This window comes from Streptococcus sp. KHUD_012, from assembly GCF_052588255.1.
Genome location: NZ_CP159355.1, coordinates 823,997 through 849,922 on the forward strand (window position 1 = coordinate 823,997; position 25,926 = coordinate 849,922).

General features: G+C 43.7%; 27 protein-coding genes and 1 tRNA gene. 25 read left to right on the plus strand and 3 right to left on the minus strand.

What is annotated here, in order from left to right; genetic code table 11:
• The first annotated feature begins 12 nt into the window (after positions 1 to 12).
• The 4 genes from ABVF55_RS03935 to ABVF55_RS03950 all read left to right on the plus strand — a co-directional run bounded on the left by ABVF55_RS03935 (position 13) and on the right by ABVF55_RS03950 (position 3,333).
• Positions 13 to 594 (plus strand): GNAT family N-acetyltransferase, encoded by a 582-nt coding sequence (locus ABVF55_RS03935; protein WP_003008260.1) that lies wholly within the window; start codon positions 13 to 15, stop codon positions 592 to 594.
• Entirely contained in the window at positions 578 to 1,069 is a 492-nt protein-coding gene (locus ABVF55_RS03940) for a methylated-DNA--[protein]-cysteine S-methyltransferase (protein ID WP_445285561.1), read from the plus strand. Before ABVF55_RS03935 ends, ABVF55_RS03940 begins: the two co-directional genes overlap by 17 nt.
• Positions 1,070 to 1,074: 5 nt before the next feature.
• Positions 1,075 to 1,428: an arsenate reductase family protein gene (locus ABVF55_RS03945; protein WP_003013024.1), complete on the plus strand. Its 354-nt coding sequence runs from the start codon at positions 1,075 to 1,077 to the stop codon at positions 1,426 to 1,428.
• A 363-nt stretch (positions 1,429 to 1,791) separates the two neighbouring features.
• The gene (locus ABVF55_RS03950; protein ID WP_445285562.1) at positions 1,792 to 3,333 is read left to right on the plus strand and encodes an ABC-F family ATP-binding cassette domain-containing protein; all 1,542 of its coding nucleotides are present in this window, start codon (positions 1,792 to 1,794) and stop codon (positions 3,331 to 3,333) included.
• Positions 3,334 to 3,366: 33 nt separating this feature from the next.
• Here the strand turns inward: ABVF55_RS03950 and ABVF55_RS03955 are convergent, their stop codons facing one another.
• A complete protein-coding gene (locus ABVF55_RS03955) occupies positions 3,367 to 4,212 on the minus strand; it encodes a peptidylprolyl isomerase (RefSeq protein WP_445285563.1) in 846 nt (281 codons plus the stop codon).
• A gap of 239 nt (positions 4,213 to 4,451) precedes the next feature.
• Between ABVF55_RS03955 and ABVF55_RS03960 the strand changes: the two genes are divergently transcribed.
• The 8 genes from ABVF55_RS03960 (at position 4,452) to ABVF55_RS03995 (ending at position 13,402) form a co-directional block, all read left to right on the plus strand.
• Entirely contained in the window at positions 4,452 to 5,216 is a 765-nt protein-coding gene (locus tag ABVF55_RS03960) for a hypothetical protein (RefSeq protein ID WP_445285564.1), read from the plus strand.
• Positions 5,217 to 5,285: 69 nt separating this feature from the next.
• Positions 5,286 to 6,164: a hypothetical protein gene (locus ABVF55_RS03965; RefSeq protein WP_445285565.1), complete on the plus strand. Its 879-nt coding sequence runs from the start codon at positions 5,286 to 5,288 to the stop codon at positions 6,162 to 6,164.
• Positions 6,145 to 7,029, plus strand: coding sequence for a hypothetical protein (locus tag ABVF55_RS03970; protein ID WP_445285566.1), 885 nt, complete (start codon positions 6,145 to 6,147; stop codon positions 7,027 to 7,029). Before ABVF55_RS03965 ends, ABVF55_RS03970 begins: the two co-directional genes overlap by 20 nt.
• Positions 7,013 to 7,516, plus strand: coding sequence for a hypothetical protein (locus tag ABVF55_RS03975; RefSeq protein WP_445285567.1), 504 nt, complete (start codon positions 7,013 to 7,015; stop codon positions 7,514 to 7,516). The genes ABVF55_RS03970 and ABVF55_RS03975 overlap by 17 nt, the downstream gene beginning before the upstream one ends.
• Positions 7,517 to 7,618: 102 nt before the next feature.
• Positions 7,619 to 8,161, plus strand: coding sequence for a hypothetical protein (locus tag ABVF55_RS03980; protein WP_445285568.1), 543 nt, complete (start codon positions 7,619 to 7,621; stop codon positions 8,159 to 8,161).
• A 100-nt stretch (positions 8,162 to 8,261) separates the two neighbouring features.
• On the plus strand, positions 8,262 to 10,622 hold the full coding sequence (locus ABVF55_RS03985) for a DNA translocase FtsK (protein ID WP_445285569.1): 2,361 nt from the start codon (positions 8,262 to 8,264) through the stop codon (positions 10,620 to 10,622).
• A gap of 66 nt (positions 10,623 to 10,688) precedes the next feature.
• Positions 10,689 to 11,075, plus strand: coding sequence for an SMU1112c/YaeR family gloxylase I-like metalloprotein (gene gloA2 / locus ABVF55_RS03990; protein ID WP_320909816.1), 387 nt, complete (start codon positions 10,689 to 10,691; stop codon positions 11,073 to 11,075).
• An 8-nt stretch (positions 11,076 to 11,083) separates the two neighbouring features.
• A complete protein-coding gene (locus tag ABVF55_RS03995; RefSeq protein WP_445285570.1) occupies positions 11,084 to 13,402 on the plus strand; it encodes an HAD-IC family P-type ATPase in 2,319 nt (772 codons plus the stop codon).
• A gap of 186 nt (positions 13,403 to 13,588) precedes the next feature.
• Here the strand turns inward: ABVF55_RS03995 and ABVF55_RS04000 are convergent, their stop codons facing one another.
• Complete coding sequence (locus ABVF55_RS04000) at positions 13,589 to 13,933, minus strand: DUF3397 family protein (protein WP_445285571.1); 345 nt, start codon at positions 13,931 to 13,933, stop codon at positions 13,589 to 13,591.
• A gap of 160 nt (positions 13,934 to 14,093) precedes the next feature.
• Between ABVF55_RS04000 and rplK the strand changes: the two genes are divergently transcribed.
• The 7 genes from rplK to ABVF55_RS04035 all read left to right on the plus strand — a co-directional run bounded on the left by rplK (position 14,094) and on the right by ABVF55_RS04035 (position 19,036).
• The gene (gene rplK, locus ABVF55_RS04005; RefSeq protein ID WP_003005369.1) at positions 14,094 to 14,519 is read left to right on the plus strand and encodes a 50S ribosomal protein L11; all 426 of its coding nucleotides are present in this window, start codon (positions 14,094 to 14,096) and stop codon (positions 14,517 to 14,519) included.
• A gap of 97 nt (positions 14,520 to 14,616) precedes the next feature.
• Complete coding sequence (gene rplA, locus ABVF55_RS04010; protein WP_003005355.1) at positions 14,617 to 15,306, plus strand: 50S ribosomal protein L1; 690 nt, start codon at positions 14,617 to 14,619, stop codon at positions 15,304 to 15,306.
• A 163-nt stretch (positions 15,307 to 15,469) separates the two neighbouring features.
• Positions 15,470 to 16,201, plus strand: coding sequence for a UMP kinase (gene pyrH / locus ABVF55_RS04015; RefSeq protein ID WP_003005706.1), 732 nt, complete (start codon positions 15,470 to 15,472; stop codon positions 16,199 to 16,201).
• A gap of 19 nt (positions 16,202 to 16,220) precedes the next feature.
• Complete coding sequence (gene frr, locus ABVF55_RS04020) at positions 16,221 to 16,778, plus strand: ribosome recycling factor (RefSeq protein ID WP_003005165.1); 558 nt, start codon at positions 16,221 to 16,223, stop codon at positions 16,776 to 16,778.
• A 99-nt stretch (positions 16,779 to 16,877) separates the two neighbouring features.
• Positions 16,878 to 17,732 carry an RNA-binding virulence regulatory protein CvfB gene (gene cvfB / locus ABVF55_RS04025; RefSeq protein ID WP_445285572.1) on the plus strand — a complete coding sequence of 285 codons (855 nt, stop codon included), beginning with the start codon at positions 16,878 to 16,880 and terminating at the stop codon, positions 17,730 to 17,732.
• Between the two features lie 10 nt (positions 17,733 to 17,742).
• Complete coding sequence (locus tag ABVF55_RS04030) at positions 17,743 to 17,958, plus strand: YozE family protein (protein WP_003005127.1); 216 nt, start codon at positions 17,743 to 17,745, stop codon at positions 17,956 to 17,958.
• 79 nt (positions 17,959 to 18,037) lie between these two features.
• Positions 18,038 to 19,036, plus strand: a complete 999-nt coding sequence (locus ABVF55_RS04035) for a PhoH family protein (protein WP_445285573.1) — start codon at positions 18,038 to 18,040, stop codon at positions 19,034 to 19,036.
• Positions 19,037 to 19,083: 47 nt separating this feature from the next.
• Here the strand turns inward: ABVF55_RS04035 and ald are convergent, their stop codons facing one another.
• Positions 19,084 to 20,196, minus strand: coding sequence for an alanine dehydrogenase (gene ald, locus ABVF55_RS04040; RefSeq protein WP_445285574.1), 1,113 nt, complete (start codon positions 20,194 to 20,196; stop codon positions 19,084 to 19,086).
• Between the two features lie 200 nt (positions 20,197 to 20,396).
• Between ald and ABVF55_RS04045 the strand changes: the two genes are divergently transcribed.
• The 6 genes from ABVF55_RS04045 to ABVF55_RS04070 all read left to right on the plus strand — a co-directional run bounded on the left by ABVF55_RS04045 (position 20,397) and on the right by ABVF55_RS04070 (position 25,918).
• Positions 20,397 to 20,963: a GNAT family N-acetyltransferase gene (locus ABVF55_RS04045; RefSeq protein WP_445285575.1), complete on the plus strand. Its 567-nt coding sequence runs from the start codon at positions 20,397 to 20,399 to the stop codon at positions 20,961 to 20,963.
• 53 nt (positions 20,964 to 21,016) lie between these two features.
• A tRNA-Thr gene (locus ABVF55_RS04050) sits at positions 21,017 to 21,089 on the plus strand.
• A 392-nt stretch (positions 21,090 to 21,481) separates the two neighbouring features.
• Entirely contained in the window at positions 21,482 to 23,206 is a 1,725-nt protein-coding gene (gene tetA(46), locus ABVF55_RS04055; protein WP_445285576.1) for a tetracycline efflux ABC transporter Tet(46) subunit A, read from the plus strand.
• Position 23,207: 1 nt separating this feature from the next.
• The gene (gene tetB(46), locus ABVF55_RS04060) at positions 23,208 to 24,944 is read left to right on the plus strand and encodes a tetracycline efflux ABC transporter Tet(46) subunit B (RefSeq protein WP_445285577.1); all 1,737 of its coding nucleotides are present in this window, start codon (positions 23,208 to 23,210) and stop codon (positions 24,942 to 24,944) included.
• A 97-nt stretch (positions 24,945 to 25,041) separates the two neighbouring features.
• The gene (ybeY, locus tag ABVF55_RS04065) at positions 25,042 to 25,539 is read left to right on the plus strand and encodes an rRNA maturation RNase YbeY (protein WP_003005431.1); all 498 of its coding nucleotides are present in this window, start codon (positions 25,042 to 25,044) and stop codon (positions 25,537 to 25,539) included.
• Positions 25,520 to 25,918, plus strand: a complete 399-nt coding sequence (locus ABVF55_RS04070) for a diacylglycerol kinase family protein (RefSeq protein ID WP_003008202.1) — start codon at positions 25,520 to 25,522, stop codon at positions 25,916 to 25,918. Before ybeY ends, ABVF55_RS04070 begins: the two co-directional genes overlap by 20 nt.
• Positions 25,919 to 25,926: the final 8 nt, after the last annotated feature.

Below are 25,926 nucleotides of genomic sequence, written 5' to 3' on the forward strand. Positions count from 1 at the left end.
GTTGGAAGCAGGATGGAAATTAGAATGGCTTATCCCAACGAGATTAAGCGAATTATGGAAATCATCCAAGATGCCAAGGAAAGCCTGGCTCAAAGACAGGTCGACCAGTGGCAGGATGGCTATCCAGATGAAGAGATCATTTTTGAGGATATTCTAGAAAGTCGTGGCTATGTGGCCGTTGAAGATCAGGAAGTCGTGGCCTATGCAGCTGTCTACAAGGGCAACGAAGCGGCCTATAATGAGATTTACGATGGCAAGTGGGAGCATGACAACTATATGTATGTCACTTTTCACCGCGTCGCTGTAGCCAAAGAAGCTGCTGGCAAAGGGGTGGCTCAGACCTTCCTTCAAGGTTTAATCGAAGGAGAAAAAGGGCCAGATTTCCGTTGCGATACGCACCCGGATAATCTGGTCATGCAACATTTGCTTGAAAAATTGGGCTACCATTATTGTGGGAAGGTCCCTATTGATGGAGTCCGTCTGGCTTATCAAAAGATCAAACGAAAAGCAGAAACGAGTCTATTCCAAGTGGTCTCAGAAGAGGACCGCTGGGACCAAAGAGCAGAAGCGGCCTACAATGACTCTCTATCTTAAACAATTTTATGAAAGCCCTATGGGGCTTCTTTCGATCATTGTCAGTGGAGAAGGCCTTGTAGAGCTTGATTTTTATGATCCAAAAGAGGAGGCGCCTGATCCCTATGGGGCGCTGGAGCAGGTCCATCCCTACCATGAGAAGGCGAAGGAGTGGTTGGATCACTATTTTGCTGGGGAGCCAATCGCTATCAGCTTTCCACTAGCACCGCAAGGGACAGCTTTTCAAGAGCGGGTGTGGCAGTTATTGCGAGAGATCCCATATGGTGAGACCAAGACCTATGGCCAGCTGGCCCAGGATCTTTCTTGTGGTTCAGCCCAAGCCGTGGGACAGGCTGTTGGACGCAATCCCTTGACGATCTTAGTCCCTTGCCACCGCGTGATGGGAAAAGATGGACAACTGACGGGCTATGCATCTGGACTCGATCGCAAACGCTGGCTCTTACACCATGAAGGAATTACCTGGAAGGAGAAATAAAATCGATGTATACATTTATTGAATACCCAAAATGTTCGACTTGTCGAAAGGCTAAATCAGAATTGGACGGTCTCCAATGTGAGTTTCAAAGCCAAAACATCGTCACAGAAACACCGACTAGCCAAGAATTGCAAGACTGGATGGCAGCTTCTGGCCTACCAATCAAGTCTTTCTTCAATACTAGCGGAATGAAATACCGGGAACTCGGTTTGAAAGATAAGGTGGATCAACTGACAGTGAAAGAAGCGGCGGATCTCCTTGCTTCAGACGGTATGCTGATCAAGCGGCCTTTGCTTGTCAAAGACGGAAAAGTTGTTCAAGTGGGCTACCGAAAACCATACGCAGACTTAGGTTTGTAAAAGAAAAGGGAGTTGGATTTTCTTCAGATCTATAATAAAGGTATGCCAGAAGCTTTCCTTGGGTGAGTACGGACGTCAGCGAACTTCAAAGAAGTTCCATGACTTAGTTTTGAGCCTAAGGTCTCAAAACTCCCGAGTGCTAGAAACAATAATGTTTCTAGCACTTTTCTCACGGCGGAAAGTTTCGGTATATTCTTTATGAGATTCATAAGTTAGAACTTATTTTGATTTCTTGACAAAATCGCGTAACCTATCTTACTTATAATTTATTTATATATATTCTAAAGGGAGTTGGGCTCCCTTTTCATTTTGCAGTGAAGATGATATAATCATACGAGTGAAATCAATGAAAGAGAGTCAAGCATGAGTATTTTAGAAGTGAAAAATTTGAGTCACGGTTTTGGGGATCGGGCGATTTTTGAGGATGTGTCCTTCCGTTTGCTAAAAGGAGAGCATATCGGTCTTGTCGGGGCCAATGGTGAGGGGAAATCGACCTTCATGAGCATCGTGACTGGTAAGATGCAACCTGACGAAGGAAAGGTGGAGTGGTCTAAGTATGTGACGGCAGGCTACCTAGATCAGCATTCGGTCTTAGAAGAAGGACAAACTGTTCGCGATGTCTTACGGACAGCTTTTGATGAGTTGTTCACAGCTGAAGCTCGCATCAATGACCTCTATATGGCCATGGCGGAAGAGGGAGCTGATGTCGATGCTCTGATGGAAGAGGTCGGGGAACTCCAAGAGCGTCTAGAAAGTCGGGATTTTTATACCTTGGATGCCAAGATCGATGAAGTGGCGCGTGCTCTTGGGGTTATGGACTTTGGCATGGATACGGATGTGACCTCCTTGTCAGGTGGGCAACGGACCAAGGTCCTCTTGGCCAAATTGCTCCTTGAAAAACCAGATATCCTTCTCTTGGACGAGCCGACCAACTACTTGGATGCTGAGCACATCGATTGGCTCAAACGCTATTTGCAAAATTATGAAAATGCCTTTGTCCTTATTTCCCACGATATTCCTTTCTTGAACGATGTGATCAATATCGTCTACCATGTGGAAAATCAGCAGTTAACCCGCTATTCCGGAGACTACTACCAATTCCTTGAAGTCTATGAAATGAAGAAATCGCAATTGGAAGCGGCTTATGAGCGCCAGCAAAAAGAGATTGCTGATTTGAAAGATTTCGTAGCCCGCAATAAGGCGCGTGTGGCTACACGGAATATGGCCATGTCTCGTCAGAAGAAGCTGGACAAGATGGAACTCATTGAGTTGCAAAGCGAGAAACCAAAGCCATCCTTTGAATTTAAAAATGCTCGGACTCCTGGACGCTTTATCTTCCAGGCTAAGGATCTTCAGATTGGCTATGATCGTCCTTTGACCAAGCCTTTGAACCTAACGTTTGAACGCAATCAAAAGGTAGCCATCATCGGAGCCAACGGGATCGGGAAAACCACTCTCTTGAAGAGCTTGCTGGGAATCATCCCACCAATTGCTGGAGAAGTAGAGCGTGGAGATTATTTAGAACTAGGCTATTTTGAGCAAGAGGTCGAAGGGGGTAATCGTCAGACGCCACTTGAGGCAGTCTGGAATGCCTTTCCGGCTCTCAACCAAGCAGAAGTTCGTGCCGCCCTTGCCCGCTGTGGCTTGACCACCAAACATATCGAGAGCCAAATCCAAGTGTTATCCGGTGGAGAGCAAGCCAAGGTACGCTTCTGTCTCTTGATGAATCGTGAAAATAATGTCTTGGTACTAGACGAGCCGACCAACCACTTGGATGTGGATGCCAAAGAAGAATTGAAACGGGCTCTGAAAGAGTACAAGGGATCGATCCTCATGGTTTGCCACGAGCCAGACTTCTATGAAGGCTGGGTGGACCAAATCTGGGACTTTAATGAATTGACGTAAAGACAAAAAGAGAACCTCGCGGTTCTCTTTTCATTATTTCTTGAAATTGTAGTCTTTTAAGATTTCAATTTTTTCAATCTTGATATCTGTTTTTGGTTTGTCCTTATCATCGGTTTCGGCAGAGGCGATTTTATCGACCACATCCATGCCATTGATCACTTGGCCAAAGACAGTGTAGTTACCACCATCGAGGGTTGGATTTCCACCATTTTTATAAGCATCGATGATCTTAGCTGGGAAGCGGTCAGTTGGGAGTTTACTTGAAATATCATCCTTATTTTGGTTGATATAGAATTGACTACCATTGGTATTTGGACCAGAATTGGCCATGGCAAGGGCTCCACGAAGGTTGTAAAGGTATGGAGAATACTCATTCTCAAAACCAGTACCTGAATCTTTGGATTTGTCTTTGCCCTTCCAGATAGATTCGCCACCCGTACCGTCTCCTTTAGGATCCCCAGTTTGGATCATAAAGTTGTTAATGACACGGTGGAAAAGTAAGCCATTGTAGTAGCCTTCTTTTGCATGGGTCAAGAAGTTTTCAACTGCAAGGGGCGCATATTTAGGGAAGAGCTTCACAGTGATGTCGCCTTCAGTTGTTGTGATTTTAACCTCTGCTTCGTCTTCAGCCACATCAGTTGAGAGTTGTGGGAAGACGGCATTTTCATTGGTCATGGCATCGTTAAAATCTTTGCGCAGTTGTTCTAATTTCTTTTGTTCTTCTTCAATTTTCTTTTGATCTTTTTCACTAGAGCTAGAAGTTGCTGTCTGCTCTGTCTTTTCTTTGCTTGAGCTTGAAGCGTTAGTGTCTGTCTTATTGGACGAACAAGCTGTTAAAGCCAAACCGGAAAATAATAGTAGTGCGATTAATTTTTTCATATTCTTCCTTTCCAACATGGTTGTCTTTCTCTATTGTACCTTAATTTTACGATACTTTCAAATCTGGACGGGATTCTCTATTTTCTGAGGTTGTTTCAAGATTGATAACATTTGATAAATCACTAATTAAGAAGTAAGTTGCGTATAGATGGAAAATTCGGTATGATGGGAGATATGTTAATTTGTTTAAAAATGAACGAATTCCCTCAAAAACCGTATCATGAATAGGAGGCTACAAATTGGATTATAAAACTCTACGCAAAAACTATAGACTCTATATTAGATCTGCAGGCTTGTTAGCAATGCTTCTGATCTTTTGCATTGGATTAGTGGTCAGGGATACTCTTCTTCAGACTGCTGGCGTTTTATTGGTTATTGCATGCTTGATTTTATTCATCCAATTGCTCAAGAAAAGCTACACCAACAAGTGCAACACCTTGCTCCATGTAGACTTAGATTTAGCTTTTTGGCAGCAATACCTTCAGTTGAACAAGAATGTGAAAAAAGCTATTTCACAAATAGATATTAAGCTGACATCGGTTGCCTATTCGTTTATGATGGGAGATTTTGATACTGTCATAAAAGAAGCTAGGGAAGCACTTAGTCAGACGGATTATCCGCAGAAATATAAGAACTTTTTTGAGAGTTATCTTATTCGTTCGATCGTGCTGACAGATCCTGATTTGTCTAGAGGAGAACTGGAGGGTCGGTTGAATGAATTGGCTATCACAGACCCGACACTGGCTGAGAAAACAAGAAAGGTCTGTCTTGCCCTTTATGATTTAACCATTGCGCATCAAAGCAATGACTATTTCGAAGATTTAAGCAATGATTTCAAGTACCAGCAGTTGGAAATTATTTACTACCAAGCCTTGAATGCTACTCTTAAAGGTGATCAGCACAGAGCCAATGATCTCTTTCGCGAGTTAGTCTCAGAAGATGAGTCGCTCTATATCGTTCGAAGGGCTAAACAATACTTGAAGGATGAAGGCAGTCATCTGTAAATCCTCCAATCGAAATAGAGATTAATTGAAAGGACCTGAACAAACACAAGGAGTTATTGGAAGGTAAGAATGAAGAAATCAATCTTTAAAGCCAATTTTTATGAAAGCCGTCGTCTACGTCATGATGGCTTTATCGATTATATGGTTAAGGACACAAATAGTCGAAAAATCTACACAAAGACATTTAGTATTGCGAGAAAACTATTTTCATTTTTGGGGATACTGTTCCTGTTTGGACTTTCTGCAATAACCGATTCAAATATTGCACATCCACAGAATGGCATGACTGTAAAAACTTGGGGCATCAATTTTTTGCCATACTGGTTATTTTTCTTGTGCGGTATTTTGTGGTATGCAATAAGTAAAGCCAATTGTCGAAAACAATACTCTGCAAAAGTACCATATGTGAGCATTTTAAATGGAAACTTGTATATAATTTGGATGACATTGTTTGTTAATTTATTCTTTATTAGTGCTTTTGGGAGAACTTTAACCATTCCTGGTTTACTTGTAATGTATTCTCTAATTGGAATCATTGATGGGATGATTATTCGAAAAAGAATATCTTCAATTCGAATTCGATTATATGAAGAACCAACTGATAATGGTTTTCAATTTAAGCAAATTCAATTAGTTACAGGATTTGCCGGCGGAATTGTTGCAATTTGGATGATTTTAAAATTCTTTTTTCCACAAATCGGAGAAGTTAGAACCGATATTCTAGGTGTAGTATCAGTGATTGGTATGATATTTCTAATGAATGTGATATTTTTGGGTATGTATTTTATATTACTTTTGCCCCATTCACTGTATGGTTACTATCGAAATAAATATTCAGAGGAATACCGCGAGTTCGAAGGAAAATCGCTAGAAGAATGGTATGGAAAGAAGTACCTGAAAAAACACAAGGAGTTATTGGAAGGTAAGAATGAAAAAATCAATCTTTAAAGCCAGTTTTGAAGAGAGTCTCAATCTCGAAGATGATGGGTTTGTAAAGTTACAGCAAGAGCAACATGATAAGACAGCAAAATTTTTTAAGAATGGGCATTCTTCCTTTTGGTTTCGAATTCGAAGTTTGATTTTATCCCTTATTTTTCCTGTCGGTTTTAACTTCTTTGTGCTGATTGTATCAATGGAATTTCATGAAAGTAAGACGTTAACTCTTCCAATAGCTAAGCATGAATCCTTAACAGTAAATGTATTTTTAATCTTGCTTCTCATTTGGCTTTCCTTCGTTGTGATTGGAAAATTGGTGAAGCAGTCCTACCTTTTACCGTATCGCTATCAGTTTCACGTTTTTACATTTTTGGTTTGGTTTATATTGGAAATAGATCTAGTTGTTTTTGATATTTTATTGGCCAATCTATTCACTGCGGAAATCATTGCCATTTATGGAATCATGATGATAGAAACATACATGTTATTTACAATTGCGCTAGCAGGATTAAGAAAACTTATATATGCAGAGGCTTCGGAAGATACATTCCTTAATAAGATTGCAAAAATGATTTCTCTTTATGGAATGGCTATTTTAGGAATAGGGATCATTATCAAGCATATTTTGGGGATCTTTTCATTAGATGTTTCAACTTCCATCAAGGCAGTTGGCTTCTTATTGATGTGGATCTTTTGTAATATCGTAGTGCTTGCTGTTAGTGCTTTTATAGGTTTACCATACTTTCTTCAAGCCTACTACAAATGGAAATATCCTGAAGAATACCGAAACTGGGAAGGCAAGTCAGTAGAAGAATGGTATGGCAAACAATACTTGAAAAAACACAAGGAATTATTAAAAAATGAATCAGAATTTTAACGAGATGTCGTTTGATGAATTGAAATGCTACCGTAGAGAAGGTCTATGGAGATCTTTGGGCTTATTACTGGTCATTATTTTAGTGATTGTGGGCATGGTCTTGATGGAAGTGAACCATGTTTCTCCATCGAATCAGAATCGTTTTCGGGTTATTGGTTTGACAACGGTCATTGCGCTCTTTGGCTACCTGATGCCTCTGATGGCAGCAAATCGTGTCATGCGAGACCATCCGGATTGGGTTAAGAAATCGGGGATTCGAGCGAAGATTCCCTTGCCGATGGCCTGGCATATCAAAAGACTTTGCGTCCTTGGAGCGAGTCTACTGGTGATTGGAGTAGGATTTGCCTCGTCATTCAAACCACAAGTTCCGCAGACAAATATACAAGATCAAATCGATAGTATTCAAACGGATCATGACTTGGAAAGAGAGCAAAAAGTCAACCAAGTTCTAGATACCATCACACCGAATGATAAAAAGTCTGAGTAAGATCCATTTCACAATAGAAACCTCGTCATCAGGAAGCTTTCTTGATCGACAGGTTCTTTTTATTTTGTTATGATACAGTCAATGATAGATAGGAGAGATTTTATGACGACTATTTCAGAAGTAATGGAAAAATTTTACGCTGATCACGAGGTAAAACCCTATATTTCACCTGAGAGGGATTTAGAAGCTTGGTTGTTAGATCCAAAGCCCGTTTCTAAACGAAATATGGAGCTCCTTCGAGATGGCTTGCTTGCAGGGGATATCATTCTCTTGTGGCGGATCAATTTTGGAACATTTACGACAGAGACTTGGTTTCCTAAGTACTTCGAATATACTTATGGGATTCATGCTTCGGAACACTTGAAGGTTTTGGTGGATAAGGGCTACGCTTTTATCGAATCCGCTTTTGATTCACTGGACCATATCAATGCGACCATGAAAAAAGCCATTCTCAAAAAGAAGGGAGTCGCGGGTTTGTCTAAGATGAAAGCAGCTGATTTGAACCAAGCTTTGGCTGCCCATTTTACGGAGGAAGAACTGGCGGAGCAGTTCACAATTCGGGGTTACCAGCTGACGGACAAAGGAAAGCAAGCGCTGAAAGACTATCAAGCCATCATTGACCGCCACCCTAAGAAAAACATCTAAAACAGTACCCACTCGGTGCTGTTTTTTTTGCTTTATGCTGCAAAATTGAGGAAATGATTTTACTAGAGAACTGGCCTGGAAATGTGATATAATAAAGGTTATGGCAAACAATAATCAATCAAAAAAAACACGGTCGACGAGACGACTGTCCAAAGCAGAATTAGAAAGAAAAAAAGCGATTCACCGCATGATTGTGACCATTCTGATCAGTCTGGTTTTAGTCTTTGCAGCCTTGAAATTGGGAGCAGTAGGGGTCTTGGCCTACAACTTGATCCGACTGTTTGTTGGGAGTTTGGCTTACTTGGCTATTTTAGCGACCTTTTTCTACCTCTATGCCTTTAAATGGCTGGACAAACACGAAGGGGTGATTTCAGGATTCCTAAGCTTCTTTGCTGGGCTTCTCTTGATGTTTCAGGCCTTCTTTGTATCCTCCCTTCATTTAGACAATAATGGAATCAAGGTCACCTTTTCAAGAATCATGGCAGACCTGATTCATCTGCGAGTGGAGAGTTTTGCTGGTGGTGGTATGATCGGTGCTCTACTTTATGCTCCGATTTCCTTCCTGTTTTCAAATATTGGCTCTTATTTTATTGGCCTTCTCTTTATTGGATTGGGGATCCTCTTGATGAGTCCTTACTCCATCTATGATTTGTTTGAAAAGGGATCGGAAGCCTTCCATGCTTCTATGGAAAAACGCAAAGAACGTCGCGAGCAGAAATTCCTTGAAAAAGAAGCGAGAGCTGCTGAGGAAGCTGCTACAGCTGAACGAGAGCAAGAAGAAGCAAGTGCAGTTCTTCCAACTCCCCTTTCAATGGAAGGGCATCCTGTAGACCCTGAAACGGGAGAGGTGCTGGCGGAAGAGCCGTTCACAGAGACCTTCCCAGAAGCCGAAATTTTCGCACCAACAACACCAGAGATCTACCTGCCAGATGAAGAATGGCCTGAAGATCCTGAAGCATACGAAGAGTTTCCGGAAGCCGAAGAATTCGAGGACGATGGGGAAGAAGTTCAAGTGGATTTCACACCTAAGGAACTCCTCCAGTACAAGCTTCCAACCATTGATCTCTTCGCACCTGACAAGCCGAAAAATCAATCCAAAGAGAAAAACATCGTTCGCCAGAACATCCGCATTTTGGAAGAGACCTTTGCAAGCTTCAATATCAAGGCGACAGTGGAGCGGGCGGAAATTGGTCCATCTGTTACCAAATATGAAGTCAAGCCAGCTGTAGGTGTGCGGGTCAACCGTATCTCCAACCTAGCAGATGATTTGGCCTTAGCCCTAGCAGCCAAGGATGTGCGGATCGAAGCACCGATTCCAGGGAAGTCTCTGGTCGGGATTGAAGTGCCCAACTCAGAGATTGCGACCGTTTCCTTCCGTGAATTGTGGGAGCAGTCCAAAACAGACCCCGCTAAACTCCTTGAGATTCCACTTGGGAAGGCTGTAGATGGTTCTGCTCGGACCTTTGATTTGGCCCGGATGCCCCACCTCTTGGTAGCTGGTTCTACCGGTTCTGGTAAATCGGTTGCGGTCAATGGGATCATTTCGAGTATCTTGATGAAGGCCCGTCCGGACGAAGTCAAATTTATGATGGTCGATCCTAAGATGGTGGAGCTTTCTGTATACAATGATATTCCTCACCTTTTGATTCCAGTGGTGACCAACCCACGCAAGGCTAGTCGGGCCCTGCAGAAGGTTGTCGATGAGATGGAAAATCGCTATGAGCTCTTCTCGAAAGTGGGCGCTCGGAATATTGCTGGCTTTAATGCCAAGGTGGCGGAGTACAATGCCCAGTCTGAGATGAAGCAAGTGCCCCTTCCATTGATCGTGGTCATTGTCGATGAGCTGGCAGACTTGATGATGGTCGCAAGTAAAGAAGTGGAAGATGCCATTATTCGCCTCGGACAGAAGGCGCGTGCAGCGGGGATCCACATGATCCTTGCGACTCAACGGCCATCGGTTGACGTTATCTCAGGTTTGATCAAGGCCAATGTACCTTCCCGTGTCGCTTTTGCGGTATCATCCGGGACCGACTCACGGACCATCTTGGATGAAAATGGGGCGGAGAAATTGCTCGGTCGCGGAGACATGCTCTTTAAACCGATTGATGAAAACCACCCAATTCGTCTGCAAGGATCCTTTATCTCAGATGACGATGTGGAGCGGATTGTCAACTTTGTCAAAGAGCAGGCAGAAGCCGATTATGATGATGCCTTTGATCCAGGAGAAGTATCGGAGTCGGACTTTGATGGAGGTATGGGTGGCTCAGACGAGGGTGATCCTCTCTTTGAAGAGGCCAAAGCGCTCGTCATCGAGACCCAAAAAGCCAGTGCTTCGATGATCCAGCGTCGCTTATCGGTTGGTTTTAACCGGGCGACTCGCCTCATGGAAGAGTTGGAAGCAGCGGGTGTGATTGGACCAGCTGAAGGGACCAAGCCTCGAAAAGTATTGCAACAATCATAAGGATAGGGAAAAAGGGCATATGTTCCACTCCCTTTTCTTTTTATAGAAAATAGAAAGTAGGACCAGATGAAGTTAGACACGATTCATCATATTGCCATCATTGGACGGGATCGCGACGCTATGTTGCACTTTTATGTGGACCAGTTGGGCTTTGCGATTGTCAGTGAGTATGACCGTCCCGAACGCGGAGATATCTTGATCAATCTCCGCCAAAGAGAGTTGACTTTAGAACTCTTTATCAAACCGACGGCCCCAGAACGGCCTAAGCTCCCCTTGCCCGAGCATGCGGGACTGCGTCACCTGGCCTTTAAAGTAGACGATGTAGAGACCTATCTAGCTAGATTGGATCAGCTAGGTATTGAGAATACAGGCCTTCGCTATGATGACTTTGATGGCAAGAAGATGGCATTTTTCTTCGATCCAGAAGGATTGCCCTTGGAAATACATGAGTGAGGAAAGCAATGGTTAGATTAGAAGGACTCAGTCAGGAAGAAGTAGCGAAAAAGATCCAAGAGGGCAAGCAAAATAAGGTCACGATTAAGACAGAAAAAAGTATTGGGCAGATCATTCGAGACAATGTCTTTACCTACTTTAATCTGATTTTCCTGGTCTTAGCGGTCTTGCTGGTAGCAGTGAAGTCTTGGAACAATCTCTTGTTTGTCCCGGTCGTCGTGGTCAACTCCTTGGTAGGAATTGTGCAGGAAGTCCGCTCTAGACGGATCTTGCGTCAGATGCAATTTCTGCATATGAGTGAGGCGATCGTTCTTCGCGAAGGAAAAGAAGTCGCTCTACCTATCGATCAGCTGGTGGAGGGCGATCTGGTTCGTTTTCAAGCTGGAGATCAGATCTATGCGGATGGGGTCTTGCTGGAGGGCGAGCTAAAAGTCGATGAGTCTCAATTGACAGGTGAAGCCGATGAGGTCAAAAAAGGAGCACAAGATGCGCTCATGTCAGGTAGTTTTGTGATCGCTGGTCAAGGTTTAGCGCGATTGGAAAAAGTTGGGAATGACTCCTACATCAACCAACTGAGCCTGGAAGCCAAGCAGGTCAAGTCTCATGAGGAGTCCGATATGGTCCATGCGGTCAATCGTATTGTGGGGATCATTGGTCTTCTTATCATTCCGCTAGGCTCGCTCCTTTTTCTTCGTAGCTATATCAGCCTAGGCGATAGTCTCAAGCTCAGTGTGACTTCAACAGTCGGGGCCTTGATCGGAATGATTCCAGAAGGCTTGTATCTCTTGATGACCTTGGCACTGGCTCTGGGTGCTGTCAGATTAGCCAAGGAAAAGGTCCTGCTCAATAGCATGAAGGGGATTGAGACCTTATCGCGCGTGGATATCCTTTGTGTCGATAAGACAGGGACCATTACAGAGCCGGGTATGGAAGTAACAGAGATTCGTCCAGCTCAAGATGGTCAAGACTTGGAAGCTCTAGCTCAGTATGTAGGAGCTAGTATGGATCAAAACGATACCATGGATGCCATCCGAAAATTTCACAAGACTCCAGTCAGTCAGCCTTGGAAGGCTCTTGAAATACAGCCCTTTACGTCTAAGAAAAAGTATGGGGCCATTGCCTTTGAATCTGGGATCTATGTATTAGGTGCACCAGAATTTGTTTTACGAGAGGGCTTCCCTGAGGTTGAAGAGGAGATAGCTCCTGCTACTCAGGCAGGCAATCGGGTCTTGGCCTTTGGGAAATATAAGGAAGAACACCTGGGAGAGACTTTAGAGGCTCCTGTAGACTTGGTAGCCTGGATTATTCTCTCCAATCCTTTGAGAAAAAATGCCAAAGAAACCTTCGCCTACTTTAAACAACAAGGAGTGACCATTAAGGTTATCTCAGGGGACAACCCTGCTACAGTCTCAGCTATTGCACAAAAAGCAGGCATTGAAGGAGCAGAGGATCTAATCGATACCAGAACCTTACTGACGGAAGAAGACTTGCACCAAGCGGCAAGCCAGTATACAGTCTTTGGTCGGGTGACACCAGAGCAAAAGAAAAGCCTTGTCGAAGGCTTGCAGGCAAAGGGGCATAAAGTCGCTATGACTGGAGATGGCGTCAACGATATTCTGGCTCTCAAAACAGCAGATTGTAGTATTGCGATGGAATCTGGAAACGATGCGACCAAGAAGATGGCGCAAGTGGTTTTACTGGATTCTGACTTTGGGAAGATGCCGTCCATCGTGGCAGAAGGTCGGCGAGTGGTCAATAATATTCAACGATCAGCCAGTCTCTTTTTGATCAAGAATATCTTTTCCATTTTGTTGGCCATCTCTGTGACGCTCTTAGCCTTTACCTATCCCATCATGCCGTCGCAGATGTCTTTGATCAGTGGTTTTACGATTGGGATTCCAGGATTCTTCCTAGCGCTTGAGCCCAATAGCGAGCGCATCAAAGGGCGCTTTATCGAAACGGTCTTTAAAAATGCGCTGCCTGCTGCCTTGACGGATTTTATACTGATCTTCAGTCTGGTATTGCTCTCTTCAACATTTGGCATGAGGTCGGAAGAACTCTCGAGTGCAGCCATCTGCTTGATGGCCTTCGTTGGCTTTACGATCATCTATCAAGAATCCCAGCCTCTCAATCACTACAAGAGACTGGTTCTTCTAGGAAATATCCTAGCCTTCCTGGTTTCAAGTAGTATCCTAGGGAAATTCTTTAACATGAGTCCCTTGAGACTTCAAACGCTGCTTATCTGCGCCATCATGGCAGTTCTAGCTCTCGTCTTGATTCAAGTCTTCAAGAAACTAGTGGGCTGGTTCTTTCATCGGAAAAAATAAAAAAGAGAGTGGGACAGAAATCGGTAATTCGTTAGAATTCGATTTCGTCGTCCCACCTCCGCACAGTTGAGTAGGGCTGTAAAAGCTGATGAAATCAGCGTAGTAGAGCCCACTCAACCACTGCGTCTTGCTCGATAATCCAAAAACAATTAAGAGGCTAGGACTTTTGTCCCAGCCTCTTTGGTATTAGATAAACAAACTAGCGGTTAGGATCAGATAGAGCAAGAAGGTAACCAGAAATCCAGCGCGCCAGAAGTATTTGATAAATTTCGGATAATAAAAACTCTTTTTCTTTTTTAAGAAATAAACCGTTAGCCCCAAGGACAAAAGCGAAAGGCTCAAGGCTAATAGTGGTAAGAGGCTGTGGTAAAAAGCGCTGTCTGAGATCAGGTAGTACTCCAAGGCAAATAAAGGAAAGGCAATATCAGTAGATCGCCATCCTCTTTTTTGGAGTTTAAAGAGGTGAACAATAATGCCGCTCAGAATCAGCGTTAAAAAAATAAATAATACAGAAGCAACTTTGATTAACATAGCTTCATTCTATCATAAAACGAAAAAAAAGTTTACTATATTTTAATTTTTTCTTGCAAAAAAAGAGAAATCGTGTATAATAGAAAGGTATGCACAAAGCATACTTGTGGGAGGTAAAAATCTGTAATTACCGCCAAAACCACAAAGGAGGATTTAAGAAATGGCTAAAAAAGTCGAAAAACTTGTAAAATTGCAAATCCCTGCTGGTAAAGCTACTCCAGCTCCACCGGTTGGTCCAGCGCTTGGTCAAGCAGGTATCAACATCATGGGATTCACTAAAGAGTTTAACGCTCGTACAGCTGATCAAGCTGGTATGATCATCCCAGTTGTTATCACTGTTTATGAAGACAAATCATTCGATTTCGTTACAAAAACACCACCAGCTGCTGTTCTTTTGAAAAAAGCTGCAGGTGTTGAAAAAGGTTCAGGTACACCGAACAAAACGAAAGTTGCAACTGTAACTCGTGCACAAGTACAACAAATCGCTGAAACTAAGATGCCAGATTTGAACGCTGCAAACATTGAGTCTGCAATGCGTATGATCGAAGGTACTGCTCGTTCTATGGGATTCACTGTTACTGACTAATTGTAACAATCCTATTTGCCCGCAATACACTTGATCAAATGACGAGTGACGTGGGAGATGAAAATCGATATGACCACATTACAAGGAGAAAGATAAAATGGCTAAAAAAAGCAAACAACTTCGTGCTGCTCTTGAAAAAATCGACAGCACAAAAGTCTACAGCGTAGAAGAAGCTGTAGCTCTTGCAAAAGAAACTAACTTTGCAAAATTTGACGCAACTGTAGAAGTTGCTTACAACTTGAACATCGACGTGAAAAAAGCTGACCAACAAATCCGTGGTGCAATGGTATTGCCAAACGGAACTGGTAAAACAGCTCGCGTACTTGTATTTGCACGTGGTGCAAAAGCTGAAGAAGCAAAAGCTGCTGGTGCAGACTTCGTAGGTGAAGATGACCTTGTTGCGAAAATCAACGATGGTTGGTTGGACTTCGACGTTGTTATCGCTACACCTGACATGATGGCTCTTGTTGGTCGTCTTGGACGTGTCCTTGGACCACGTAACTTGATGCCAAACCCTAAAACTGGTACAGTAACAATGGATGTTGCGAAAGCAGTTGAAGAGTCTAAAGGTGGTAAAATCACTTACCGTGCTGATAAAGCAGGTATCGTTCAAGCGATCATCGGTAAAGTTTCATTCGATGATACTAAATTGGTTGAAAACTTTAAAGCTTTCAACGACACAATCCAAAAAGCAAAACCAGCTACAGCTAAAGGTACTTACGTAACTAGCTTGACTTTGACTACAACTCAAGGTCCTGGTATCAAAGTGGATGTTAACTCACTTTAATTGAAATGAAAAGCTGCCTTCGGGTAGCTTTTTTTGTACTCCATTTTTATTTGCTACAGTTGGTAAAACTAATCGGATGGAAAAAAGAAAATTTTGATGGATATGACTATATAAAAAGCGTAATTTATGGTAAAATAATACAGATCAAAAAAGGAGAGAGAAAATGGTAGAACCTAAGTATAAACGTATCTTAATCAAGCTATCTGGTGAGGCTCTTGCTGGCGAACGTGGTGTCGGAATCGATATCAAAACTGTCCAAAATATGGCCCAAGAAATCAAGGAAGTTCATGAACTTGGAATTGAAATTGCCTTGGTGATCGGAGGGGGAAACCTTTGGCGTGGAGAACCTGCTGCTGAAGCAGGGATGGATCGTGTCCAAGCAGACTACACAGGTATGCTCGGTACTGTCATGAACGCTCTTGTGATGGCTGATTCGCTTCAACAAGTTGGCGTGGATACCCGTGTTCAAACAGCGATTGCCATGCAACAAGTCGCAGAACCTTATATCCGTGGTCGTGCCCTTCGTCACCTTGAAAAAGATCGGATCGTGATCTTTGGTGCAGGGATCGGTTCTCCTTACTTCTCAACAGATACGACAGCAGCCCTTCGTGCAGCTGAGATTGAAGCAGATGCCATTCTCATGGCCAAAAATGGGGTCGATGGTGTTTACAATGCCGATCCGAAAAAAGATGCTTCAGCTGTGAAATTTGAGGAATTGACTCACCGTGATGTGATCAACAAAGGTCTTCGCATCATGGACTCAACAGCCTCTACTCTCTCCATGGACAACGACATTGACTTGGTTGTCTTTAATATGAATGAACCAGGCAATATCAAACGCGTTGTCTTTGGTGAAAATATCGGTACAACCGTATCGAATAACGTAGAAAAATAATAGAAAATAGAGGAAGATTATGGCAAACCCAATCGTAGAAAAAGCAAAAGAAAGAATGACCCAGTCTCACCAAAGTTTGGGACGTGAATTTGGTAGCATCCGTGCTGGACGTGCAAATGCAAGTCTTTTGGATCGTATTTTCGTAGAATACTATGGAGTAGAAACCCCATTGAATCAATTGGCATCTATCACGATTCCAGAAGCGCGTGTCTTGCTGATCACACCATTTGATAAATCATCTTTGAAAGACATCGAGCACAGCATCAATGCATCTGACCTTGGTATCACTCCAGCCAATGATGGATCTGTTATCCGCTTGGTCATCCCAGCTTTGACAGAAGAAACTCGTCGTGACTTGGCAAAAGAAGTGAAAAAAGTAGGTGAAAATGCTAAGGTAGCGATCCGTAACATCCGCCGTGATGCGATGGACGAAGCGAAGAAACAAGAAAAAGCAAAAGAAATCACAGAAGATGAATTGAAAGGTCTTGAAAAAGAGATCCAAAAAGTAACGGATGATGCGGTCAAACATGTAGATGAAATGACAGCTCACAAAGAAAAAGAATTGATGGAAGTTTAATCCATCTCAACCACTACAGGAAAGAAAGACTCAGTTGGCACTGCTGGCTGGGTTTTATTTCCATTATTCTTGTGAAGAGGCAAGAGGAAAGAAGGAAACATGAATACGAATCTAGCAAGCTACATCATGGGAATGGTCATTGATGAAAATGATCGCTTCTATTTTGTTCAAAAAGATGGCCAAACCTACGCACTTGATAAAGCAGAAGGCCCGCATCAAGTTGGAGAAAGTGTCAAGGGCTTTGCCTATGCGGATATGAAGCAAAAGCTCCGACTCACGACACTTGAAGTCACTGCAACTCAAGAAAGCTTTGGCTGGGGGACGGTCACAGAAGTGCGCAAGGATCTGGGTGTCTTTGTGGATACAGGGCTTCCAGATAAGCAGATTGTTGTCTCACTAGATATCCTACCGGAGATCAAAGATCTATGGCCTAAAAAGGGCGATCGTCTCTATATTCGCTTAGAAGTCGATAAGAAAGATCGTATTTGGGGGATCTTAGCCTATCAGGAAGATTTCCAGCGTTTGGCTCGTCCAGCCTACAACAATATGCAAAACCAAAACTGGCCAGCCATTGTCTATCGCTTGAAATTGTCTGGGACTTTTGTTTACCTTCCAGAGAACAATATGCTGGGCTTTATTCATCCGAGTGAGCGCTATGCAGAACCACGCTTGGGACAAGTCCTAGATGCCCGGGTCATTGGATTCCGTGAGGTAGATCGGACCTTGAATCTATCTTTGAAGCCACGCTCGTTTGAAATGTTGGAAAACGATGCCCAAATGATTTTGACCTATTTGGAAGCCAATGGTGGCTTTATGACTTTGAATGATAAGTCCTCTCCAGAAGAAATCAAAGCAACTTTTGGGATTTCAAAAGGCCAGTTCAAAAAGGCCTTGGGTGGTTTGATGAAGGCCAAAAAAATCAAGCAAGACCAGTTTGGAACAGAGTTGATCTAAGAGGAGGCTTATGCGAAAATCATTTTATACTTGGTTGATGACGGAGCGCAATCCTAAAAGCAATGCTCCTAAAGCCATTCTAGCAGATCTTGCATTTCACGAGTCTGCTTTTCCCAAGCATACAGATGACTTCGACGAGGTCAGCCGCTATCTAGAAGAGCATGCCAGCTTTTCCTTTAATCTTGGTGATTTTGATGCAATTTGGGAAGAATACCAAGCCCACTAGAGAAGGATAGGTCGAGGATGGTTTTTTCTCGGCCTCTTTGTTATAATAATAGAAAAACACAGGTAGAGAGGTTCTTTATTTGCAAGAACATTCAGTTGAAATTACATTAACGCATCCAGACGATCTCTTTCATTTGTTTGGATCTAACGAACGCCATCTTCGTTTGATGGAGCAAGAATTTGGGGTGACTATTCATGCCCGGACAGAAATTGTCCAAATCATTGGGGAAGAAGAAAGCTGCGAGCAGGTTCGTCAAGTCATCCAGGCTCTTTTGGTCCTCGTCAACCGTGGCATGACCATTGGAACGCCGGATGTGGTGACCGCCATTACCATGGTGAGAAATGGTGAATTGGATAAGTTCATCGCTCTCTATGAAGAAGAGATTATCAAGGATAGTTACGGCAAGCCCATTCGGGTTAAAACGCTTGGTCAAAAGATCTATGTGGATAGTGTCAAGAATCATGATGTCACTTTTGGGATTGGACCAGCGGGGACTGGGAAAACCTTCCTAGCAGTGACCTTGGCTGTGACTGCCCTCAAGCGTGGTCAGGTCAAGCGGATCATTTTGACGCGTCCTGCTGTAGAAGCTGGAGAGAGCCTTGGTTTTCTTCCAGGGGATCTCAAGGAAAAAGTGGACCCTTATCTACGACCGGTCTATGATGCTCTTTACCAGATTTTAGGGAAAGACCAAACAACTCGGATGATGGAGCGGGAGATTATCGAGATTGCCCCTTTGGCCTATATGCGTGGGCGGACCTTGGACGATGCCTTTGTCATCCTTGATGAAGCGCAAAATACCACCATCATGCAGATGAAGATGTTTTTGACACGTCTTGGTTTTAACTCCAAGATGATTGTCAATGGGGATACTAGCCAGATTGACCTTCCTCGAAATGTCAAATCCGGCTTGATTGATGCCCAGGAGAAATTGAAGAACATTTCTCAGATTGACTTTGTGCATTTCTCTGCCAAGGATGTCGTTCGTCATCCAGTAGTAGCAGAGATTATCCGGGCCTACGAACCCATTCCGAATCCAGTCGTCAAAGAAAAACCGGATGTGGAAGAAGAAGCAGAATAAAAGAAAAGGCAAAGATCATCGGATCTTTGCCCTTTTTATGTTAGAAATTAAACCAATTCATCAATTGGTGTGAAGTCACGCTCTAAACCGGTAGCAACGGGTTGGCTTGTGATGTGACCTTGGTAAGTGGTGACCCCTTGGCGCAAGCCTTCATCGAGGGCAATTGCCTTGTGGAAGCCATTGTCAGCTAGGGATTCGACATAAGGAAGGGTCACATTGGTAAGGGCGATAGTAGAGGTACGAGCGACAGCCCCTGGGATATTGGCAACGGCATAATGGAGCACGCCATGCTTTTCGTAAACTGGCTCCGTATGCGTTGTGACACGGTCTGCTGTTTCAATAACCCCACCTTGGTCCACAGCTACGTCCACGATGACTGAACCGGGACGCATTTGTTTAACCATATCGTCTGTCACTAATTTAGGCGCTTTAGCCCCAGGAATCAAGACAGCACCGATGACAACATCAGCATCATGGACGCTGGCTTCAATGTTAAATGGGTTGGACATAAGGGTTTGGATTTGGTGACCAAAGACATCTTCCAGAACTGCCAAACGCTTAGCGCTGATATCTAAGATGGTCACTTGGGCACCAAGTCCAAGGGCGATCCGAGCTGCGTGGGTTCCAACGACCCCACCACCGATGATGGTAACTTTCCCTTTAGGAACACCTGGCACCCCACCTAAGAGGACCCCTGATCCACCTTCTTGTTTGGTCAGGAAGTGAGCACCGATTTGCACGGCCATCCGTCCAGCAACCTCACTCATTGGTACCAAGAGTGGCAACTGTCCATCTAAATCTCGAACGGTTTCGTAGGCCACCCCAGTTGTTTTAGCTGAGACCATAGCGTCCGCTAATTCAGGTGCGGCAGCCATATGCAAGTAGGTAAAGAGCAAGAGGTCTTCGCGAAGGAAGCCGTATTCTTCAGTAAGAGGTTCTTTGACTTTGACCACCATCTCAGCTGCCCAAGCTTCTGCAGCAGTTGCAACGATGGTTGCCCCTTGCTTCGTGTAATCTTCATCCGCAAAGCCAGAACCAAGTCCAGCATTTGTTTCTACCAAAACGTGATGACCTTTCTTGACCAAGCTTTGTACGCCTGCAGGTGTCAAACCGACCCGATTTTCGTTGTTTTTAATTTCTTTAGGAATTCCAATGAGCATTCTTTCCTCCTTGCTCAGATTTAGGTGTAAAAAGGCCATTGGTGTGAGATTGCTCTCTTGACTCAATGACCTTTTCACTCCTTATCCGATTGTTTTGATTGATTATATTGTATAGAAAAGTGGATTAAAAAGCAAGAAAAATTTGACCTTGCCTTCCTTTAGGTTATTTGCTAAACTAATTCCTAAAGAAGGAGTGTCAAATGGAAAATTTATATGTGAAGTTAGCGGCTTATCGTGAAGTGGAGACAGAGCGTTTACACTTGCGTCCGGTTACTCTTGAAGACGCACCGGCTATGTTTGAGTATGCTTCTGATGAGACAGTTACGCGCTATACCTTTCCAACCAATCAAAGTCTAGAAGAGACGCGTAATAATATTGCCCTCTTTTACCTAGCGAGCCCACTTGGAAAATGGGGGATCGAGCTCAAAGAAAATGGAAAATTTATCGGGACGATTGATTTACTGGATTTGGATCTTTGTCTGAAGAAGGGGAGTATCGGCTATGTTCTGAATAAAGACTATTGGAACCAGGGTCTTGCGACAGAGGCTACCGAGGCAGTCATTGCCCTGGCTTTTGAACAATTAGGGATGAACAAGCTCATTGCTGTTCATGATCAGGACAACCCAGCTTCTGGACGGGTGATGGCCAAATCAGGGATGAAATATTCTCACGAGGAGCCCTACGCGATGCTAGACTTGCATAAAGAAGGGAGAATGGTGACGAGAGTTCATTATGTCCTCACTAAGGAAGAATATTTGGCAGAATAATGAGTCAGGATATTGACAAAAGACCTATCTCCATGATATAGTAGATAGGTACTGCTGGTTTAGCTCAGTCGGTAGAGCGCATCCATGGTAAGGATGAGGTCGCCGGTTCAATCCCGGCAACTAGCATAGCAGAAGAGAGAAGCTTAGAGAGGATCTAGGCTTCTTTTTTTGCGAGTCCATCTTCAAAAGTCCGCTTTTTTCAACAATTTTCAAAAAAACGTTGACAAGCAAGGAAATACGTGGTAAAGTTAGAACAACAAAGAGAAAGGAGAAAACCATCATGAACAAAGTAGATGTTTTGATGACACAATTGAATACACAGCTTCTCCAATCTCAGTTGAGTTCGATGTAAACTATAAATGGAACCCAAGATGGAGGAGTCTGTCTTGGGTTTTTTGTATGCATTTTTACCTGCCTTAACTGAATTGGTGATAGGCATCAGAAGGCCCAAGTGTGGACTGAGCACGTACTCAGCTCCTTGCTTGGGTTTTTCTGTGCCATTTTGAAAAGGAGAATATATGATCAGAGCTATTTGGGAGTATATCAGGGAGCGCAAGTGGCGATATGTGAAGATCGCTATGGTCCTGATTCTTTATGATTACACCTTATTGATCCCGACGCAAGTCATCCAGCGCTTAGTGGATCATTTGAGTCAGCAGACGCTGACGCAATCCAACTTTGTATGGGATATGGTCCTCTTGGTAGGATCAGCCATCCTCAATTACCTGACGGCTTTTTATTGGCAGTTGCGACTTTTTCAGTCGTCAGTCCATTTCAAGGCGACCCTTCAGGGACAAGCGTTTCGTAAGTTAGTATCTATGCGGCGTCCCTTTTTTGAGAAATTCCGTTCAGGAGATCTCTTGACGCGCTTTACGACAGATGTGGATGGGATGGCCGATATGGCTGGTTACGGGATGATGGTGCTCCTGTTTGGCGGTGGCTTGTTTGCCTTTATTATTCCGACCATGTTTTTCATTTCTTGGCAATTAACCTTGATTTCCTTTATTCCCATGATCTTCCTCGTCGTCTCTACCTATTTTTTGAGTAGAAAGCAGGAGGAGTATGTTGAGCAAAACCGGGAAGCGGTCGCTCAGTTGAATGATGAAGTCTTGGAGTCGATCGAAGGAATTCGGGTCATGCGGGCCTATAGTAGACGGGACCAGCAGGTCAAACAGTTTCAGAAAAAAACGGCCAGTCTATCCAAAACAGGGGATAAAATTGCTTCTATCCAATATTCTTTTGGACCTTTAGCCCTGTTGTTTATTGGATTCTCGACGGTCTTGCTCCTGCTATTTGGAGGCCAGTCCCTGGCAAGCGGGCAGTTGAGCCTTGGCAAGTTATTGGCTTTACAGCTGTATTTGGTCTTTTTAATTGAGCCTATGTGGATGATGGCGGACTTGATCTTGGTCTACCAGACAGGGCAAATGTCCTATAAAAAATTAAAAGAAGTGATTGATGAAACGGATGATCTGGAGCCAGATGGTTCTCATTACTTAGAGCAGATTGATTTGGTGCAGTTTAAGGACTATTCTTTCAGCTATCCCGGTGCTGAGCGAAAGAGCCTGTTAGGCATTGATTGGACCATTCAGAAAGGACAGACGGTTGGGATTGTTGGTCGTACCGGTGCAGGAAAGACTACCCTTGTTCGACAATTCTTGCGGCAGTACCCAGTTGGTGAGGGAGAGTTTTTGATCAACCAGCAACCGATCGTGGACTACAACCGACACTCGATTGAAGAAAAAATTGGTTATGTTTCCCAAGAACATATTTTATTCTCCAAGTCTATCCGTGAGAATATAGCGCTTGGTAAAAAAGGAGCCAGCCAAGAAGACTTGGTGGAAGCGATAGCCCAAGCTGCTTTTGTGGATGATCTCGAGCGGATGTCTCAGGGAATGGACACCCTGATCGGTGAGAAAGGGGTCTCTGTATCAGGAGGTCAAAAACAACGGATCTCCCTGGCGCGTGCATTCTTAAGAGATGCTGAGCTCTTGCTGTTAGATGATTCCCTTTCGGCAGTAGATGCTAAGACTGAACAGGCCATCATTGACACGATTCAAAAAGAACGAAATGACAAGACGACCATCATTGTTTCTCATCGCTTGTCTGCTGTTCATCAGGCGGATTGGATCATCGTCTTGGATCAAGGTCGTATTGTAGAAGAAGGAAGAGCTAGTGATTTATTGGCTCAAGAGGGCTGGTATTATGAACAATACCAACGGCAACAAAAACAGGAAGGAGAATAATATGAAAGTTTTAAAACGATTATTATCGAGGATCACACTTTATCCAACTGTCTTTCTTGCTGGCTTTATTTGCCTCTTGCTAGCCACTATTTTTTCTGAATTGTCACCCTTTCTTCTCCAAAAGATGATCGATGGACCTTTGACTGCACTGACCCACGGTGGCGGGCAAGGGGACTTGCTTCAGATGGGAGGATTTTATCTCTTGGTCTTGAGCCTAGGGCAGCTGATAAGCTACATGGGCAATCGGATCTTGCTACATGGAAGTAATCAAGTAACCGCTAATCTGAGAGATCAAGCCTTTCAAGTCATGCAAGGACTGCCTATTTCTTATTTTGATGATAAGCCGGCTGGGAAGATCGCGACAAGAATTGTCAATGATACGGAGACCTTGCGGACCCAGTTTTATAACTCTTGTATGATTTTAGTCATCTACTTGGTGCGTTTCCTCTTTATCCTAGGGATTCTCTTTTACTTGAGTCCTATGATGGGGCTACTCTTGTGTCTGGTCTTTCCGATTTTCTATGGGATTCAGTATCTGTACAAGGTCATGACGGACCAGCCTATGAAGGATTTCTTTGATGCGCGAAGCGAGGTCAATACCCAGGTCAATGAACTCTTGCATGGTGCCAGTATGATTCAGCTCTATCATCAAGAGCCTGGTGTGGTGGAGGAGTTTGAAGCCACTACTCAGAAGATGCTAGGAGCTAATGATCGAATCCTCTTAGCCGATTCCATTGCTTCTTGGACCTTGACGGAATTGCTCAAGTTTTTAGTGATTGCAGGCATTTTGACTATCGCTGGGATTTCTTTCCTAGAGGGTAATATCGGTGTGACGGCTGGTTTCTTATTTATCAATATTAACTATGTGATTAATCTATTTGATCTCATGGCCAATCTTAGTCGTCAATTTCCGAATATTCGGCGATCCTTAGAAACGGGGAGTCGCGTCCTTGCTTTCTTAGACCAACCGTTAGAGGCCGATGGTGCATCGGAACTGAAGATAGAAAAGGCAGAAGTCGTGTTTGACGACGTTCAATTTGCTTATGAAGAAGGCAAGCCAGTTCTGCAGGATATTGCCTTTCAGGCTAGTCCTGGGGAAACCATCGCTCTTGTGGGCCATACTGGATCGGGTAAGTCTTCGATTATGAATCTGCTCTATCGTTTTTATGATCCTCAAGAAGGAGCGATTTTGATCGATGGTCAAGATATTCGCCAAGTCTCTCGTGAGAGCCTACGAAGCCATATGGGGATTGTCCTACAGGATCCTTATCTATTTACAGGAACCATTGCTAGTAATGTGGCCATGAGTCAGGATCACATTGATCGGGAGGCGGTCCAAGATGCCTTGAAAAAAGTCGGGGCTTGGCCCTTTGTAGAGCGTCTTGAAAAGGGAATCGACCATCCAGTCGTAGAAAAAGGATCCGCCTTTTCAAGTGGTGAGCGCCAATTGATTTCCTTTGCGCGGACGCTCTATATGAATCCGCAAATTCTGATTTTGGATGAGGCAACCTCTCACATCGATACGGAAACAGAAGAAATCATCCAGAAGGCTATGGCAGTCCTGCAAAAGGGACGGACCACCTTTATCATTGCCCATCGCTTGTCCACTATCCAAGATGCGGATCAGATCTTAGTCTTATCTGAAGGACGCATTGTGGAGCGTGGTAGACACGAGGAACTGGTTGCACAAGGCGGGATCTATGCCCAGATGAATGCCATCCAGCAAACAGTGGTGTAAGATTGTCCTGCAAAGAAAAAGATTGAAAACCAGCCTGTATCTAGTATATAGGCTGGTTTTTGTGATATAATAAAGTGATAGTAGTGAGGTGATCCAGATGTATATTGAAATGGTAGATGAGACTGGTCAAGTCTCTGACGAAATCTTAAAACAAACGCAAGAAATTTTAGAATTTGCTGCTCAAAAAATTGGGAAAGAAGACAAGGAAATGGCTGTGACTTTTGTAACCAATGAACGCAGTCATGAACTAAATCTTGAATACCGTGATACGGATCGTCCGACGGATGTCATCAGTTTAGAATACAAGCCAGAGATGGAGATTTCTTTTGACGAGGAAGACCTTGCAGAAAATCCAGAATTGGCAGAGATGATGGCGGAATTCGATACCTATATTGGTGAGCTCTTTATTTCAATTGACAAGGCGCGTGAGCAAGCCGAAGAATATGGCCACAGCTTTGAGCGCGAAATGGGATTTTTAGCAGTGCATGGTTTTCTTCACATCAATGGCTATGATCACTATACGCCGGAAGAAGAAAAGGAAATGTTTGGCTTACAGGAAGAGATTTTGACAGCCTATGGACTCACAAGACAATAAGCGAAAATGGAAAAATCGGGACTTCACTTCAAGCTTGGAGTTTGCGATAACAGGAATTTTCACTGCGATCAAAGAAGAGCGCAATATGCGCAAGCATGCCTTATCAGCCCTTGTAGCAATTCTTGCTGGTTTGGTATTTAGGATTTCTGCGACAGAATGGCTCTTTTTATTGCTCAGCATCACCTTGGTGATTGCGTTTGAAATTATGAATTCAGCCATTGAAAATGTGGTGGATTTAGCTAGTAACTACCATTTCTCCATGTTGGCAAAGAATGCCAAAGACATGGCAGCTGGAGCAGTCCTCGTCGTATCAGGCTTTGCCCTACTGACAGGACTGGTGATTTTTGTGCCCAAATTCTGGGCCTTGGTATTTGGATAAGAGGGAGT